Raw genomic sequence first — 16,237 nt, forward strand, 5'->3', positions numbered from 1 at the left:
GTCCGGGGCCGGACCCTGGCACGCGGCTGGACTGTCGCGAAGCCCGGTTCAGGCGAGCGGCCGGCGGAACCAGCGGACGCGGAGGCCGAACGGGTCGCAGACGGCGAGGGCGACACCGTCGAGCGAGACCGTCGCGAACGCGGCCGGGTCCGACGGGTCGACGTCGTCGGGCAGCGTCGCGGCCACACCGCCGAGGATGCCGGTGCGTTCGAGGGCGATCCAGTGCACCCGCCGCTCCCGCAGCCGGTCGACCACGCGCTGCCGGTCGGCGCCGGGCACGTAGACCAGCGTGCCCGTCGTCAGGACGACCGGCCGCACGCCGTCCGGCAGGGCGTCCAGCGCGCGGTCGAGGTCGCCGGGCAGCGTCCCGCGGATCCGGACGGGAGGCACGGCGAGCGTCGCGCGCGCCGCCTCGCGCATCAGGGCGGTGCGGTCCGTCGCCTCGGGCGGGACCGCCTCGACCAGCCGCTCGAACGCGTCCGGGTCGCCCGGGTCGATCGGTGCCGGGTCGAGGGCGACCCGGGCTCCGATCCGGATCGGCACCGTCGCGGGTGCCGGGACCGTGCCCCGGACCTCGACGGTGAGGTGCAGGGCGGGCTCCTCGACTGCGGTCGCGAACCGGACGGTGGCGTCCCCGGTCCGGTGGTCGAGCGTCACCCGGTCCGGGATCGAGCACAGCCCGGCGGCCGCACCGGCGTCGACGAGGCCGAGCGGCCGCGGGTCGCCGGTCCGCGCCGCGGCCGCGGCGAGCGCCGCGAAGAGCGGGACGACGGGTCCGAGCCGCCGCGGGTCGTTCGCCTGCACCGTGGCGGTCGCGAGGGCTCTCGTGAAGGGGAGCGGAGCCTCCCGTCCGAGCGCGCACAGCGCCCCGGGGTCCGACGGGTCGGCGCCGAGCCGCCGGGCGACCGCGAACACGAGTTCGGGCTGCCGCTGCTGCTCGGGCACGGTGTCGAGCAGCGCGACCAGGCCGTCGTCGACGGACCGGGCCCACGCGGCGTACGACGGCGAGACCGCGGCGATGCGGTCCGCGTAGGCGGCGTAGCGCTGCCGGGTGCTCGTCACGGGCGGTGCATGCCGACGTGACGGATGCCGGCCTCGTCGTACGGCTCCCCGAAGCGGACGAAGCCGTGCCGCTCGTACAGCCCCGCGACGTACTCCTGCGCGTGCAGGACGAACGGTTCGTGCCCGTGCCGGTCGAGCACCGCGGCGACCAACCGACCCGCGATCCCCCGCCCGCGGTGGTCCGGGTGCGTGGCGACCCGTCCGATCACCCACGCCGGCGGCTGGAGACCCGACGGGTGCGCCTCGTCCCGGGCGGGCCGGACGAGCCGGAGGTACCCGACCGGATCGTCGTCCGCTCCGAACCACCAGTGCTCCGTCTCGGGCTCGCGGTCACGGCCGTCGAGGTCCTCGGCGGTGACGCGCTGTTCGAGCGCGAAGACACGGTTCCGCAACCGCACGATGCCGTACAGTTCGTCCGTCGTCAGGCGGGTCCAGCGGGCGTGGCGCACGGAATGCTCGGACATCGTGGCGAGTTTACTGAAGGGGTCGGGCACCACCATCGAGCCTCGACCGGAAGCAGGAGGAAGCAATGGCGTACAACGTCGACAAGTCCGACGCCCAGTGGCGCGAGGAGCTCTCCCCGGACCAGTACGCCGTGCTCCGGCAGGCCGGGACCGAGCGTCCGTGGACCGGTGAGCTGCTCGACGAGGAGCGCGCCGGCATCTACACGTGTGCGGCGTGCGGCAAGGAGCTCTTCAAGAGCGGTACGAAGTTCGACTCCGGCTGCGGCTGGCCCTCGTTCTACGAGTCGGTCGACCCCGAGGCCGTGCAGCTCATCGAGGACAAGTCCCTCGGCATGGTCCGCACCGAGGTCCGCTGCGCGAACTGCGGCTCGCACCTGGGCCACGTGTTCCCCGACGGCTTCGGCACGCCGACCGGCGACCGGTACTGCATGAACTCGCTGTCGCTGAACTTCTCGGCGGACTCCTCGGCCGAGTGACCCCCCGACGCGCCCGTCGTGTCCGCCGCTAGGATGGGCGCGTCAGCCGGCATGGCGCAATTGGTAGCGCACCGTACTTGTAATACGGGGGTTGCGGGTTCGAGTCCCGCTGCCGGCCCCGGTACGAAGACGAAGGGCCCGGACGGAAGCCGTCCGGGCCCTTCGGCGCGTGGAACGCGGATCAGGGGGCGTTCCGGGCGCTCGACGCGGTAACCAGCCGGTCGTCCCTCGATGGTCGCACCGTTCGGCGTCCCGCGACCACCGATCCTCCCGGTTCCGCGGGTTCCCGCACGGATCTGCAGGAAGCGGCTGCCCCGTCTGCGTCCGGGCTGGGCGGTCGCCGTGCGGTTGCCCGACGACCGCCCGGGACGGACGCTCAGCGCCCGCCCGTGATGCGCCGCTCGCGCTGGGCGACGCCGGCCGTGCCGTACGGGTAGTCGTCGATGCGCGGTGCGCTGGCGTCCGTCAGGCTGCGGAGCTCCTCGTCCGTGAGCACGAGGTCGGCCGCACCGAGGTTGTCCTCGAGCTGCGACACCGTGCGGGCACCGAGGATGACGCTCGTGACCGCCGGGCGGGCGAGCAGCCAGGCGAGGGCAACCTGCGACCTCGACGCACCGTGCGCGTCGGCGACGGCGGACACCGCGTCGAGCACCTGCCACGTGCGCTCGTCCGCGTTCCGGGCCTCCCACGCCTCCATGCCGCGCTTCGGGTCCTCGCCCAGGCGGGTCGCGCCGGTGGGGGCCTCGTCGCGCTGGTACTTGCCGGAGAGCCACCCGCCGGCCAGCGGCGACCAGGGCAGCAGGCCGATGCCGGCGTCGACGCAGGCCGGGACGACCTCGTGCTCGATGTCGCGGACGAGCAGGTTGTACTGCGGCTGCAGCGTCACCGGCGGCGCCCAGCCGTGGGCCTTCGCCTCGTAGACGGCCTTCGTCACCTGGTAGCCGAGGTAGTTCGAGAACCCGTAGGTGCCGATCTTGCCGGCGGAGACGGCGTCGTCGAGGAAGCGCAGGGTCTCCTCGATCGGCGTCAGGGCGTCCCACGCGTGCATCTGGTACAGGTCGATGTGCTCGACGCCGAGCCGTTCGAGGGAGGCGTCGAGGGCGACCCGGAGGTGCCGGCGGGACAGCCCGAGGTCGTTCGGGCCGTCGCCCTGCGGGAAGCGGCCCTTCGTGGCGAGGACGACCTGCTGCGCCTCGGTCGGGTGCGCGGCGAGCCATCGGCCGATGATCCGCTCGGACTCGTTGCCCGAGTAGACGTCCGCCGTGTCGACGAGGGTGCCGCCGGCGGCGACGAACGTGTCGATGATCTGGTGGGAGGTGGGTTCGTCGGCTTCGCTGCCGAACGTCATGGTGCCGAGGGTCAGCGTCGACACCGATGTCCCGCTGTTGCCGAGGAGTCTGTAGTCCATGGGCGGGACGCTACGCCCGGTCGGCTGGCCCCGAGGGGACCCGCCAGTACCCGTCAGGGGAAGCGCACTGCCCGGTCAGCGTCCCTGGGACAGGAAGGCGATGGCCGCTTCGCGGAAGTCGCGCGACGTCGGCGCATTGAAGTGGTTCCGCCGCGGGATCTCGAAGAACGACGCGTCCGGCGCCGCCTCGGCCAGGCGCACCGCGCTGTCCCGGATGCCGTCCTCGCTGCCCGCCGCCATCAGGATCGGCTGCGCCGGTGCGTTCTCGGGCGTCGGCTCGACGCTGTTCCGCATCCCCTCGACCATCGCCACGAGCGCCCGCAGGTCGTTCCCCTCGACGTTCGCCGCCATCTGCAGGTACCCGCGCGTGACGCGGTCCTCGACGGGCGTGCCGTCCGCGATGTACGCCTTCGCCTGGTCGACCGCGACCCGTCGCATCGGGTCGGCGTCGGGGATCCCGCCGAGCACGGCCCGCGAGATCCGGTCGGGGATCTGCTCGGCGGTGTGCCAACCGACCCGGGCGCCGAGCGAGTACCCGAGGAAGGCGACGTCGGTGAGCAGGTACGTGTCGACGACCGTCGTGACGTCGGCGACGAGCAGCTCCATCGAGTACGCCGACGGGTCGTGCGGCTTCGACGACGCCCCGTGGCCGCGCTGGTCGAGCGCGACGACCCGGTAGCCGGCGCGGACGAGGTCGCGGGTCCACCCCGAGGCGTGCCAGTTGAGGACCGCGCCGGAGGCGAACCCGTGCACGGCCACCACGACGGGGGCGTCCGGGTCACCGAAGTCGTACGTCGCGAGCTTCAGGCCGTCCGGGGACATCACGGCACGGGGACGGGGCGCTTCGGGGACGAGTGACATGTCCCCACCAGGCTACCGGGGCATGGTGGTCCCCATGGACGGCTACGGCGGCGATCAGGTCCGGGCGGCGGAGCGGCCGCACCTCGAGGCGGGCGAACCCCTCATGCAGCGTGCGGCGGACGGGCTCGCCCGCATCGTGGGCGACCTGCTGGACGACCCGGCGGTGCGCCCGCAGGACGGGTCCGGGTCCGTCCTGCTCCTGGTGGGCAGCGGCGACAACGGCGGTGACGCCCTGTTCGCGGGTGCGCGGCTGGCGTCGGCCGGGAGGCACGTGGCGGTGCTGCGCGTCGGCGCACGGGTTCACGAGGCGGGCCTGGCAGCGGCGCTGGACGCCGGGGCGCGCCTCCTGGACGGCCCGTCGGACCCCGGGGCAGACCGTGACGACGCGGGCGCTGCCGACATCCTGCGGGCGGCTGCGACGTCGGACGCCGAGCGCCTGGCGGCGGTCGCCGCCGAGGCCGCCGCGGCGACCGACCTCGTGCTCGACGGCATCCTCGGCATCGGCGCCGGCGGCGGCACACCCCTGCGCTCTCCCGCTCGGCAGGTCGTCGACGCGATCCGCGAGCTCGCCCGCGACCAGCGCGCCCCGTTCGTCGTCGCCGTCGACGTGCCGAGCGGCATCGACGTCGACACGGGTGCCGTCGCGGACGAGCACGTGCTGCACGCCGACGTCACGGTGACGTTCGGCGGGGTGAAGGCGGGCCTGCTCACCGGCCCCGGGGCGACGCTCGCCGGACGGATCGAGCTCGTCGACGTCGGGATCGGTGCGGACCTGGCGACCGTGGAGCCGCTGGTCCGCACCTGATCGGTGGTGTCAGGCCGCGCCGGCGTCGACCCCGTCGACCACGTCCGGACGCGCCTCGAGCCAGGTGTCGACGAAGTGCCGGTAGTTCGCGGCGATGACCTGCTCGGCCGCCTCGTGGTCGAGCCCCTGCTGCACGACGTCGTCGAGGGCGTCCTCCCAGTTGCTCCGACCGATCGCGAAGCCGACGAACCCGTCGACGGGCGCCGCGGTGCGGAGCCAGTGGTCGAGCTGCTCCTCGGGGGCGTCCCGACCGAGCACGATGCACTGCACGCCGTCACGACCACCGGCACGGGCTGCGGCCACGACGCGCTCGGCGTCCTCGGCGCGGTCCAGGCCCTCGAGCTTCCACACGTCGGGCTCGACGCCGTGCTCCTGCAGGAACCCGATCGACTCGACGACGAGCCCGGGGCGGACGTCGCGGTCGTAGTCGTCGGCCTGCGCCTGCTGCTCGTCGGTGCCGGGCACGAGCAGCTCGACCAGGAACGCCCGGTCGGCGTCGTGCAGCGTGCGGGAGACCTCGGCGAGCCGCTCGGCCTGCGCCGTCCGGTCGTCGGCGTCGAAGGCGGGGTTGTCGCGGACGAGCACCTTCACGAAGTCGGGGTCGAACGAGTCGACGTGCGCGATCCAGTCGTCGCCGTACTCGAGCTCGAACCAGTCGCGACCGGAGCGCTCGATCGGCATCGCGAGCTGGAGGCCGGCCTCCCGGACCAGCCGGGCGACGTCGGCGCCGTACCGCTCGTCGACGAGGACGCCGGTGCGTGTCCGCGATGCCCCCGCGGCGAGCGCCGTCAGGACTCCGCGGTAGACCAGCTGCTTGCCGGCGCGGACGCGCTGGGCGTCGGCCTCGTCGGCTGGTTCGCCGGACTCGTCGCCGTAGGTGTGCTCGAGGAGCGAGGAACGCTGGTCCATCGCGAGGAGGAAGAGGGGGTGCTGTTCGTCGAGGTCGGCCATGCCGCCATGCTGCTCGCACCCCCTCGGTGCGGACTCAGTGGGCGCGGTACAGCTCCGGCGCCGGCAGCCCGTGGGCGGCACGGATGCTGCGCGCGATGCCCTCGATCGCGACGAGCGCGTCGACGACGGCCTCGGCGGTGACGGGGAACGGCATGTTGTGGATGGTCTCGCCCTCCACGGTGGCAGCCTCGGCGACCGCCCGCAGGACGTCGCGGTCGTCGACGGTCAGACCGATCTCGGTGAGCGTGTTCGGCAGCCCGACCCTCGTGGTGAACACGACGAAGTCCTCGATCTCCTCGGCGGGGGCACCCTCGAGGACGAGCTGCGCGATCGTGCCGACGTTGACCTTCTGCCCGTGGGCGAGCCCGTGCGCCTGGGGTGCGGCGGTCAGGCCGTTGTGGATCGCGTGCGCCGCGGCGAGCCCGCCGGACTCGAAGCCGAGGCCGGAGAGGAGCGTGTTCGCCTCGACGACCTTCTCGAGCGCGGGCGTGACGACCTTCGCCTTGACGGACTCGATCGCCTGCAGCGCGTTGTCGTGCAGGAGCTCCCACGACAGCTTCGCGAGCGCGACACCGGTCTCGGTCTGCAGCCCACCCGCCATCGTGTCGGCGTTCGCCCGCTTCGCGGCCCGGGCCTCGACCCAGGTCGCGAGGGCGTCGCCGATGCCCGCGACGAGGAACTGCACGGGGGCGTTGGCGACGAGCCTCGTGTCGATGAGCACGAGGTCGGGGTTGTGCGGGAAGAAGCGGTACTCGATGAACTCCCCCTCCTCCGAGTAGACGACCGCGAGCGCGGAGGTCGGGGCGTCGGTGCTCGCGGCGGTCGGCACGCTCGCCCAGCGGATGCCGGCGAGGTGCCCGGATGCCTTCGCGGCGTCGATCGCCGAACCGCCACCGAGGCCGACGACCACGTCGCTGTCGGTCGCGCGGATCGTCTCGACGAGGTCGTCGATGGCCTGCGGGGTGGCGAACCGACCGAAGCCGACGCGCTCGACGGGCAGGTCGGCGTCGGCGAACGAGGTGCGCACGGCCTCCTCGACGATGCCCCAGACGACGTCGTCCGCCACGAGGAGCGGGCGTCGGCCGATCGGGGCGACGAACTCGCCGACGCGGGTGATCGCGTCCTTGCCCTGCACGTAGCGGGCGGGGCTCATGACGGTGCTGATCGGAGTGGCCATGGTGCTGCTTCCTTCCGGGTGGTGACGAGCGCTTGCACGACAGGTGTCGGCTCAGACGACGAGCCCGACGCTACGCGGGCCGGCTGCGGGTACGGTCTGCGGCATGACGTTCAACGACGACTCGAAGCTCAGCGGCGGGAAGGTGCAGCGCCGCGGGCGGACGGCCGCGATCGGCGGTGGCACGGTCGGCATCGGCGCGATCGTGGTGTTCCTCATCGCGCAGTTCACCGGGGTCGACCTGAGCGGCTTCGTCGACGACGGCACCACGCAGGTCCAGGACCAGGGCCAGACGGTGCAGCCGGCCGAGGAGTGCCGGACCGGCCGCGACGCGAACCAGCGGGTCGAGTGCCGGATGGAGGGCGCCGCCGAGTCCCTCGACGACTACTGGACCGACGAGTCCCGACAGCTCGGCATCTCGTACGAGACGCCCGGCTTCGTGCTCTTCCACGGGTCGACCGGCACCGGGTGCGGTCAGGCCTCCGCCGCCACCGGCCCGTTCTACTGCCCGCCGGACCGCTCGATCTTCCTGGACACCGCCTTCTACGACGACCTGCAGTCGCAGTACGGGTCCTCCGGCGGTCCGCTCGCCCAGATGTACGTCGTCGCGCACGAGTGGGGGCACCACGTCCAGCAGCTCCAGGGCACCTTCGCGGACACCGACCGCTCCGGCACCGGGGCGTCGTCGGGCAGCGTCCGCGTCGAGCTCCAGGCGGACTGCTACGCCGGGGCGTGGGTCGGTTCGGCCGCGACGACCGAGGACGCGGACGGCCGGACGTTCTTCGAGCCGATCAGCCGGTCACAGATCGCCGATGCCCTGTCCGCGGCGAGCGCGGTCGGCGACGACAGCATCCAGGAGCGGGCGACCGGTCGCGTCGACCCGGACTCGTTCACGCACGGCTCCAGCGAGCAGCGCCAGGCCTGGTTCACCCGCGGGTACGAGCGCGGCGCGACCGCGTGCGACACGTTCAGCGTGCCGGGGTCGTCCCTCTGACCGAGATCCGGACCGGCTGATCAGTCGCCGGACGGGCTCGGGGTCGCGCTGGCCGAGGGGGTCGGCGTGGGCGTCGACTCGGTCGAACCGGCCGCTGACACCACGAACGTGCGGAAGTCGTCGTTCGTGATGGGCGAGGTCAGCTCGTACTGCTTGCCGTTCACCAGCACCAGCGGCGGTCCGGGGAAGGCGTCGAGCGTCGAGCCCGGGATGTCGCCGTCCGTCACGTCGGTCGTGCGCTCGTCGACCCACTTCGCGTACGTCTGGTCCTGGATGCAGTCACGGATCGCCGCCCGGTCCTGCACGCCGTCGACGCCGGTGACGATCCGCTCGAGCTGCGCGTTCGTCAGACCGGACGTGCCCTGCTCGGGCTGCCGGGCGAAGAGCGCCTGGTTCACGGCGTAGAACTGCCCCGGGGAGCGGTCGGCCACGCAGGCCGCCGCGTTCGCCGCCCGGAGCGAGTACTTCGTGCCCTGCGACCGGTTGGTCAGCACGGCCACCGGGTGGATGTCGACCGTCGCGGCGCCGGAGTCGACCAGGCTCGCGATGTAGTCGCCGTTCGCCCGCTCGAACTGCGCGCACGTGTCGCAGAGGTAGTCGACGTACATGGTGATGCGGACCGGGTCCGAGGCGTCGGTCGCACTCGGCGACGGCGACGCGGAGGCCCCGACGGGCTGCAGGCCCTGCCCGATGGTGATCCCGCCCTGCGACATCGTCGACGGGCCGGGGCCGGCGGGCTTGACGGAGTCGACGAGCACCAGCGTCACGACGGCGACCGCCGCGAGGAGCACCACACCGAGCCCGATCCGGAGCCCGAGCCGCGTCCCGCGCTGCCGACGCTTCTGCTGCGTCCGTGCTCGCTGGGCACGCTGCCGTGCGGCTTCTCGTCGTTCGTTGCGCGCGGCGCGTGCGTCACCCTCGGGGCGGTTGGTCATGCGTCGATGGTCCTCACGTTGATCCTGACGTCCGTGCGGCCTTCCCCCGGTACGCCGGACGGACCCACCGATGGTAGTGGTCCTTCCTGGGACCAGCCAACCAGGTCGCCCCCGACACTGGCGCTGCCCGGGGAAGTCGTGTTGTATGAGCAGCGATGGTCGACGGCGACCATCCGGGGCCCCCTCGGGCAACCGCTTCACAACGGATCGTCCGGCACGTACCTGCCGGTGAAGGAAGGATCGAACGCTCATGGCGTCCGTCACCTACGACAAGGCAACCCGTCTCTACCCCGGAGGCACCCGCCCCGCGGTCGACTCCCTCGACCTGGACGTCGCCGACGGCGAGTTCCTCGTCCTCGTCGGCCCCTCGGGTTGCGGCAAGTCCACCTCCCTGCGCATGCTCGCCGGCCTCGAAGAGGTCAACTCCGGCGCCATCCGCATCGGCGAGCGCGACGTCACCGACGTCCCGCCGAAGGACCGCGACATCGCGATGGTGTTCCAGAACTACGCGCTGTACCCGCACATGACCGTCGCCGAGAACATGGGCTTCGCGCTCAAGATCGCCGGCGTCGGCAAGGAGGAGCGCGCCACCCGCGTGCAGGAGGCCGCCAAGCTCCTCGACCTCGAGCAGTACCTCGGCCGCAAGCCGAAGGCGCTCTCCGGTGGTCAGCGTCAGCGCGTCGCGATGGGCCGCGCGATCGTCCGTCAGCCCCAGGTGTTCCTCATGGACGAGCCGCTGTCGAACCTCGACGCCAAGCTCCGCGTCCAGACCCGCACCCAGATCGCGTCGCTCCAGCGCCGCCTGGGCGTCACCACGGTCTACGTCACGCACGACCAGACCGAGGCGCTCACCATGGGCGACCGCATCGCGGTGCTCAAGGACGGCATCCTGCAGCAGGTCGGCTCGCCGCGCGACCTCTACGAGAAGCCGAACAACGTGTTCGTCGCCGGCTTCATCGGTTCGCCGGCCATGAACCTGCTCCCGGCCGACGTCATCGAGGGCGGCATCAAGTTCGGCACGCTCAACCACCCGATCGACCGCGACACCCTGTCGAACGCCCGCTCGGGCAACGTCACGGTGGGCATCCGCCCGGAGGACGTCATCGTGTCGACCTCCGGCGAGGGCCTGCCCGTCACGGTCGACGTCGTCGAGGAGCTCGGCGCCGACGGCTACCTCTACGGTCACGCCGACGTGAACGGCCAGCGCACCGACATCGTCGCGCGCGTCGACGGCCGCTCGCACCCCTCGATCGGCGACACGATCGTCATCGCGCCGAAGCAGGGCCACGTGCACGCCTTCGACACCGAGTCGGGCGAGCGCCTCGACGACAAGGCCGTCATCAGCGCCTGACGCGCGAACAGCCGGACGGGAGGCGCGGGGCCCGCTGGCACCGCGCCTCCCGTCTGTGAGACCGCCGGACCGACACCGGACACCGCACCGACAGGAGCCACCCGTGCCCGACTCCCTCGCCATCACCGCTGCCACGGTCGACCCCGGTCTGCTCGACCTGCCGTGGGACGTCCCGCTGGAGGACTGGCCGGACGACGTCATCGTCGCCCTCCCGAAGGGCATCTCGCGGCACCTCGTCCGCTTCGTGCACCTCAGCGGGTACGTCGCGGCGGTGAAGGAGACGGGCGAGGAGGTCGCACGCTCGGAGTACGAGATGCTCCGCACCCTGCAGCGCATGGACGTGCCGTGCGTGGACCCGGTCGCCGTCATCACGAACCGCGTCGACGAGCACGGTGAGCCGCTGCACCCGGTGCTCGTCACCCGGCACCTGCGGTTCTCGCTGCCGTACCGCGCGCTGTACTCGCAGACGCTGCGGCCGGAGACCGCCACGCGCCTCGTCGACGCCCTCGCGCTGCTGCTCGTCCGCCTGCACGTCATCGGCTTCTACTGGGGCGACGTCTCCCTGTCGAACACCCTGTTCCGCCGCGACGCCGGAGCCTTCGCCGCGTACCTGGTCGACGCCGAGACGGGGAAGCTCTACCCCGGCGGCCTGTCGAACGGGCAGCGCGAGAACGACCTCGAGGTCGCCCGCGTGAACATCGCGGGCGAGCTCCTCGACCTCGAGGCCGGCGGGCGGCTCGACGAGAACGCCGACGCCGTCGACGTGTCGAACCGGATCGTCGCCCAGTACCGGACGCTCTGGAAGGAGCTCACGGGCACCGAGCAGTTCGACGTCAAGGAGCGGTGGCGCATCAACGACCGCGTCGAACGCCTCAACGCGCTCGGCTTCGACATCGAGGAGCTCTCGATCCACACGACCGAGGGCGGGTCGCAGGTGCGCATCCAGCCGAAGGTCGTCGACGCCGGGCACCACCAGCGTCGGCTGCTGCGCCTGACCGGCCTCGACGCCGGCGAGAACCAGGCCCGCCGACTGCTCAACGACCTCGACGCGTACCGGGCGCGAAACGGCCGCGACCAGCTCGACGAGGAGATGGTGGCGCACGAGTGGGTGTCGCGGGTGTTCGAGCCCGTCGTCCGCTCGATCCCGCGCGACCTCCGGGGACGGCTCGAACCCGCCGAGGTGTTCCACGAGCTGCTCGAGCACCGCTGGTACATGTCCCAGGAGGAGGAGCGCTCGGTCTCGCTGCCCGAGGCCACCACCGCGTACATCAACGACGTGCTGCGCCACCGTCGTGACGAGCGCCTGCTCATCAACCCGCCGACGTCGTCGATGACCCTGCCGATCCCCGTGGTGGACGACGACGGGTCGGCGGACGAGTCCGACGACGTCGAGGACTGGCGCGCCTCCGTCTGACGGCCCGCGCCCGCTCGGACGGGAGGCCCGGTGCCGGTCCCGTGGACCGGCGCCGGGCCTCCCGTGGTGCGCGGTGCGCTGGTGCGGTGGTGCGCTGGTGCGGGCCGCTACTCGGCGCGACGGCGCCGGGCGACCTCCCACAGCGTGACGCTCGCGGCGATGCCCGCGTTGAGGGACTCGGTCGCGCTCGAGATCGGGATCGAGACGACCGCGTCGCAGGTCTCGGTCACGAGTCGGGACAGCCCCTTGCCCTCGGAGCCGACGACGATGACGATCGGCCGGTCGGCGAGCTCGAGCTGGTCGAGCTGCACGTCGCCGTCGCCCGCGAGACCGAGCACGAAGAGGCCCATCGACTTGAGCGACTTCAGGGTCTGGGTCAGGTTCGGCGCCATCGCGACGGGCGTGCGAGCGGCCGCGCCGGCGGAGGTCTTCCACGCGCTCGCCGTCACGCCGACCGAGCGGCGCTGCGGCACGATGACGCCGTGCCCGCCGAACGCCGCCGTCGAGCGGATGATCGCACCGAGGTTCCGCGGGTCGGTGATGCCGTCGAGGGCGACCATGAGCGGCACCTCGTCCCGGCCGAAGGCGCGCTCGGCGAGGTCCTCCGCCACGGCGTACTCGTACGCCGGGACCTTGAGGGCGACGCCCTGGTGCACGCTGTCGTGCCCCGTGATGCGGTCGAGCTCCGGCCGCATGATCTCCATGATCGGGACGCCGCGGTGGTTGGCGAGCGCGAGGATCTCCTTGACGCGGTCGTCCACCTCGATGCGGGCGGCGATGTAGAGGGTCGTGGAGGGGGTCTTCGTGCGGAGGGCCTCGAGCACCGAGTTGCGGCCGGTCACGAGCTCCGAGTCGTCGGACTTCCGCTGCGGCGGGCGACCGGTGCGCTGCTGCGGCGAGCTCGACGCCCCGTGACGACCACGGGCGGCGTCGAGCCGCTCCTTGGCGGCCTTGCGCTTGCCGGCGGGGTGGTACGGGCGGTCCTCGGCCTTCGGCGTCGGCTTCCGGCCCTCGAGCGCCTGGGCGCCCTGGCCGCCGGAGCCGACCTGCTTGTTGCCCTTGCGGCCGGAGCGGACGGCGCCGGGCCGGCCCTTCCTGCTCCCCGAGACGTTCTTCATGCGTAGCTCCTGTTCGGCACTGCCGTGGTCAGGCGATGCTCCAGCGTGTTCCGGACGGTGTGTCCTCGATCGTGATGCCCGCTGCTGCGAGATCGTCGCGGTACCGGTCGGCGGCCGCGAAGTCACGTGCTGCTCGTGCGTCGGTGCGCTCCTGCAGGAGACGCTCGACGAGAGCGGCGAGCGGTGCGGCAGCGACGTCGTGGCCGGTGCCGGACCAGTGGGCTGCGCGCGGGTCGATGCCGAGCACCTCGACCATCGCAGCCACCTGATGGTACGCGGTTCCGAGCGCATCCGCATCGTCGGCGTCGAGGGCGGCGTTCCCGGCCCGGACGGTCTCGTGCAGCACGGCGAGGGCCTGGGGCACCGCGAGGTCGTCGTCCATCGCGGTCCCGAAGGCCTCCGGCACGCCCGGGGTGTCCCGCAGCGGGACACCAGCGAGCCGGGCACCGGCGCGCTCGAGGAAGCCCGCGATCCGGTCGTAGGCCGCCTCGGCCTCGACGAGGGAGCCCTCGTGGTGGTCGATCGACGACCGGTAGTGCGCGGCGCCGAGGAAGTAGCGGACCACGGCGGGTCGGGCGGCAGCGAGGAAGTCGGCGGCGAAGATCGAGTTGCCGAGCGACTTCGACATCTTCTGCCCCTCGACGGTCACGAGCCCGTTGTGCAGCCAGTACGACGCGAAGGGGTCACCGGCCGCGGTCGACTGCGCGAGCTCGTTCTCGTGGTGCGGGAAGCGCAGGTCGAGTCCACCGCCGTGGATGTCGAACGCCGGACCGAGGTACCGCCGCGACATCGCGGAGCACTCGATGTGCCACCCCGGTCGCCCGGGGCCCCACGGGGAGTCCCACGTGGCCGTGCCCGGCTCGCCCGGCTTCGCGCCCTTCCACAGCGCGAAGTCGCGGGGGTCCCGCTTGCCGCGCGGGTCCGCGTCGGCCGCCTCGACCATGTCCTCGCGGCGCTGTCGGGTGAGGGCGCCGTACGCCTCCCAGCTCCCGGTGTCGAAGTACACGTCGCCGGAGCCGTCGGCCGCCGCGTACGCGTGCCCGCGCTCGATCAGACGCTCGATGATCTCGTGCATCTGCGGCACGCTCGCCGTCGCCCGCGGCTCGTAGGTCGGGGCGAGGATGCCGAGGGCGTCGTACGCGGCGGTGAACTCCCGCTCGACGCGGTAGGCGCGGGCGAACCACTCCTCGTCGGTGCCGGCGGCCAGGTCGAGCACCTTGTCGTCGATGTCGGTGACGTTCCGGACGAGGGTCACCCGGTACCCGCGGTACGTCAGCCACCGCCGCCAGATGTCGTAGACGAGGGCGGAGCGCAGGTGCCCGATGTGCGGCGACGACTGCACCGTGGGGCCGCACACGTACATGCTGACCTGTCCGTCGACCAGCGGAACGAGGTCGACGACGGCTGCGGCGCGGGAGTCGTGGAGGCGAACGGTCACGCCCACCACCCTAGGACGTCAGACCGGTCGGACGACGGCCGTCGCGATCGCGGCGAGCCCCTCACCGCGACCGGTCAGCCCGAGGCCGTCGGTCGTCGTGCCGGAGACGGCGACCGGAGCGCCGACGACTGCGGCGAGCGCGGCCTGCATCTCGCCCCGCCGGCCGCCGATGCGGGGGCGGTTGCCGACGACCTGCACCGTCACCGAGGTGGGGACGAGGCCGGCCTGCCGCAGGAGCTCGACGGCACCGCGGACGAACACGTCCCCCGCCGCACCGGCGTAGCGCGGATCCGACGTGCCGAAGCGGCCGCCGATGTCGCCGAGCGCACCGGCGGACAGCAGGGCGTCGCACACCGCGTGCGCGACCGCGTCGCCGTCGCTGTGCCCGGAGAGGCCGGATTCGCCGGGGAAGTCGAGGAGCCCGACGCGGCACGGCGATGCGGCGTCGAACGCGTGCACGTCGACCCCGAGGCCGATCCGCACCGCCGATGCCGCGGCACCGGCGACGAGCGCCTCGGCCCGGGCGAGGTCCCACCGGGTCGTGATCTTGAACGCGTCCGCGCTGCCCGGCACGGTGCGGACCGTGCCACCGGCCGCGCGGAAGACACCGGCGTCGTCGGTCTCCGACCGCTGCGAGGACGCGTAGGCCGCGCGGAGCGCTCCGAGCGGGAACACCTGCGGGGTCTGCACCCCGACGAGCGCCGAGCGGTCGACGGTCTCGACGACCTCGTCGCCGTCGACGCGCTTCACCGTGTCGGTCACGGGCAGCGCCGGGACCACGCCGTCACCGGTCGCGCGGGCCCGGTCGAACACCGCGTCGAACTGCGCCGCCGGCGTCAGGCACCGCGCGGCGTCGTGCACGCCCACCCACTCGACGCCGTCGGGCAGGGCGTCGAGCCCCGCCTGCACGGACGCGTGCCGGTCGGCACCGCCCGGCACGACCGCGGTCAGCCCCGCGGCCGGACCGGCGACGGCGTCGACCAGTGCGCGGCACTCGTCGAGCCGTGCGGCCGGGGCGACGACCACGACGAAGGTCGGTTCGGCCGACGTGAACACCGTGCGGACCGCGCGGGTGAGCATGAGTTCGCCGGCGACGGGCACGAACGCCTTGGCGTCGCCGATGCCGAGCCGGGTCCCCGAGCCCGCCGCAACGACGACGACCGCCCTGCTCACCCGGTCGGGGAGCAGGACGGTCGTCGTGTGGTCCAGTGGTGGCCCGCGCTAGGAGGCGAGGACCTCGTCGAGGACGGTCGATGCCTTGTCCTCGTCGGTCTTCTCGGCCAGGGCGAGCTCGGAGATCAGGATCTGCCGCGCCTTCGCCAGCATCCGCTTCTCCCCCGCGGAGAGCCCGCGGTCCTGGTCGCGGCGCCAGAGGTCGCGGACGACCTCGGACACCTTGATGACGTCACCCGACGCCAGCTTCTCCAGGTTCGCCTTGTACCGACGCGACCAGTTCGTGGGCTCTTCGGTGAAGGGCGCACGCAGGACCTCGAAGACCTTGTCGAGGCCCTCCTTGCCGATGACGTCGCGGACGCCGACCAGGTCGACGTTGTCCGCCGGTACCTCGATCGTCAGGTCGCCCTGCGTCACGCGCAGCTTCAGGTAGACCTTCTCCTCACCCTTGATGACGCGCGTCTTGACTTCAGAGATGGTTGCCGCCCCGTGATGGGGGTAGACGACGGTCTCGCCGACCTCGAATTGCATGTATCAGGCTCCGTTCCCAGGATCCCCAGTTTACCACAGGGGCACCTCGGCCACGGGGGGCCTGGGCACCTGCCCTCCCCGG

At 72.7% G+C, this 16,237-nt stretch carries 16 protein-coding genes and 1 tRNA gene; 6 read left to right on the forward strand and 11 right to left on the reverse strand.

Annotation, left to right across the window (positions count from 1 at the left end; translation table 11 throughout):
• Nucleotides 1-48: 48 nt before the first annotated feature.
• Both QUG92_RS14870 and QUG92_RS14875 read right to left on the reverse strand, forming a co-directional pair.
• Complete coding sequence (locus QUG92_RS14870) at nt 49-1,062, reverse strand: DUF2332 family protein (protein ID WP_289459715.1); 1,014 nt, start codon at nt 1,060-1,062, stop codon at nt 49-51.
• Nucleotides 1,059-1,526, reverse strand: a complete 468-nt coding sequence (locus QUG92_RS14875) for a GNAT family N-acetyltransferase (RefSeq protein ID WP_289459717.1) — start codon at nt 1,524-1,526, stop codon at nt 1,059-1,061. Before QUG92_RS14875 ends, QUG92_RS14870 begins: the two co-directional genes overlap by 4 nt.
• A 65-nt stretch (nt 1,527-1,591) precedes the next feature.
• Here QUG92_RS14875 and msrB point away from each other — a divergent pair, with 65 nt between their 5' ends.
• The gene (msrB, locus tag QUG92_RS14880; RefSeq protein ID WP_069713313.1) at nt 1,592-2,002 is read left to right on the forward strand and encodes a peptide-methionine (R)-S-oxide reductase MsrB; all 411 of its coding nucleotides are present in this window, start codon (nt 1,592-1,594) and stop codon (nt 2,000-2,002) included.
• A gap of 45 nt (nt 2,003-2,047) precedes the next feature.
• A tRNA-Thr gene (locus tag QUG92_RS14885) sits at nt 2,048-2,120 on the forward strand.
• Nucleotides 2,121-2,378: 258 nt separating this feature from the next.
• Here QUG92_RS14885 and QUG92_RS14890 read toward each other — a convergent pair.
• Both QUG92_RS14890 and QUG92_RS14895 read right to left on the reverse strand, forming a co-directional pair.
• Nucleotides 2,379-3,410, reverse strand: coding sequence for an aldo/keto reductase (locus QUG92_RS14890; protein ID WP_289459720.1), 1,032 nt, complete (start codon nt 3,408-3,410; stop codon nt 2,379-2,381).
• 75 nt (nt 3,411-3,485) lie between these two features.
• A complete protein-coding gene (locus QUG92_RS14895; protein ID WP_289459721.1) occupies nt 3,486-4,271 on the reverse strand; it encodes an alpha/beta fold hydrolase in 786 nt (261 codons plus the stop codon).
• On the opposite strand from QUG92_RS14895, the gene QUG92_RS14900 reads away from it, so the two are divergent.
• Entirely contained in the window at nt 4,270-5,076 is an 807-nt protein-coding gene (locus QUG92_RS14900) for an NAD(P)H-hydrate epimerase (RefSeq protein ID WP_289459722.1), read from the forward strand. The two genes, QUG92_RS14895 and QUG92_RS14900, sit on opposite strands and share 2 nt — an antisense overlap.
• Before the next feature lie 9 nt (nt 5,077-5,085).
• Here the strand turns inward: QUG92_RS14900 and QUG92_RS14905 are convergent, their stop codons facing one another.
• Together QUG92_RS14905 and QUG92_RS14910 are read right to left on the reverse strand one after the other, a co-directional pair.
• Complete coding sequence (locus tag QUG92_RS14905; RefSeq protein WP_289459723.1) at nt 5,086-6,027, reverse strand: 2-deoxy-5-keto-D-gluconate 6-phosphate aldolase domain-containing protein; 942 nt, start codon at nt 6,025-6,027, stop codon at nt 5,086-5,088.
• A gap of 34 nt (nt 6,028-6,061) precedes the next feature.
• Entirely contained in the window at nt 6,062-7,204 is a 1,143-nt protein-coding gene (locus QUG92_RS14910) for a glycerol dehydrogenase (RefSeq protein ID WP_289459724.1), read from the reverse strand.
• Nucleotides 7,205-7,307: 103 nt separating this feature from the next.
• On the opposite strand from QUG92_RS14910, the gene ypfJ reads away from it, so the two are divergent.
• Nucleotides 7,308-8,195 (forward strand): KPN_02809 family neutral zinc metallopeptidase, encoded by an 888-nt coding sequence (ypfJ, locus tag QUG92_RS14915; RefSeq protein ID WP_289459725.1) that lies wholly within the window; start codon nt 7,308-7,310, stop codon nt 8,193-8,195.
• A gap of 20 nt (nt 8,196-8,215) precedes the next feature.
• Here the strand turns inward: ypfJ and QUG92_RS14920 are convergent, their stop codons facing one another.
• On the reverse strand, nt 8,216-9,130 hold the full coding sequence (locus QUG92_RS14920; protein ID WP_289459727.1) for a DsbA family protein: 915 nt from the start codon (nt 9,128-9,130) through the stop codon (nt 8,216-8,218).
• Nucleotides 9,131-9,380: 250 nt separating this feature from the next.
• On the opposite strand from QUG92_RS14920, the gene QUG92_RS14925 reads away from it, so the two are divergent.
• The gene (locus tag QUG92_RS14925) at nt 9,381-10,481 is read left to right on the forward strand and encodes an ABC transporter ATP-binding protein (RefSeq protein WP_182046158.1); all 1,101 of its coding nucleotides are present in this window, start codon (nt 9,381-9,383) and stop codon (nt 10,479-10,481) included.
• Nucleotides 10,482-10,584: 103 nt separating this feature from the next.
• Nucleotides 10,585-11,895: a DUF4032 domain-containing protein gene (locus QUG92_RS14930; RefSeq protein WP_069713304.1), complete on the forward strand. Its 1,311-nt coding sequence runs from the start codon at nt 10,585-10,587 to the stop codon at nt 11,893-11,895.
• A gap of 107 nt (nt 11,896-12,002) precedes the next feature.
• Here the strand turns inward: QUG92_RS14930 and rlmB are convergent, their stop codons facing one another.
• The 4 genes from rlmB to QUG92_RS14950 are packed head-to-tail and all read right to left on the reverse strand — an operon-like array spanning nt 12,003 to nt 16,155.
• Entirely contained in the window at nt 12,003-13,013 is a 1,011-nt protein-coding gene (gene rlmB, locus QUG92_RS14935; RefSeq protein ID WP_069713303.1) for a 23S rRNA (guanosine(2251)-2'-O)-methyltransferase RlmB, read from the reverse strand.
• A 28-nt stretch (nt 13,014-13,041) separates the two neighbouring features.
• Entirely contained in the window at nt 13,042-14,451 is a 1,410-nt protein-coding gene (gene cysS, locus QUG92_RS14940) for a cysteine--tRNA ligase (RefSeq protein WP_289459730.1), read from the reverse strand.
• Nucleotides 14,452-14,469: 18 nt separating this feature from the next.
• Nucleotides 14,470-15,624, reverse strand: coding sequence for a 2-C-methyl-D-erythritol 4-phosphate cytidylyltransferase (gene ispD / locus QUG92_RS14945; RefSeq protein ID WP_289459732.1), 1,155 nt, complete (start codon nt 15,622-15,624; stop codon nt 14,470-14,472).
• A 48-nt stretch (nt 15,625-15,672) separates the two neighbouring features.
• Nucleotides 15,673-16,155 carry a CarD family transcriptional regulator gene (locus QUG92_RS14950; protein ID WP_017888066.1) on the reverse strand — a complete coding sequence of 161 codons (483 nt, stop codon included), beginning with the start codon at nt 16,153-16,155 and terminating at the stop codon, nt 15,673-15,675.
• Between the last annotated feature and the right edge of the window lie 82 nt (nt 16,156-16,237).

This window comes from Curtobacterium citri, assembly GCF_030362955.1.
Lineage (GTDB): Bacteria > Actinomycetota > Actinomycetes > Actinomycetales > Microbacteriaceae > Curtobacterium > Curtobacterium citri.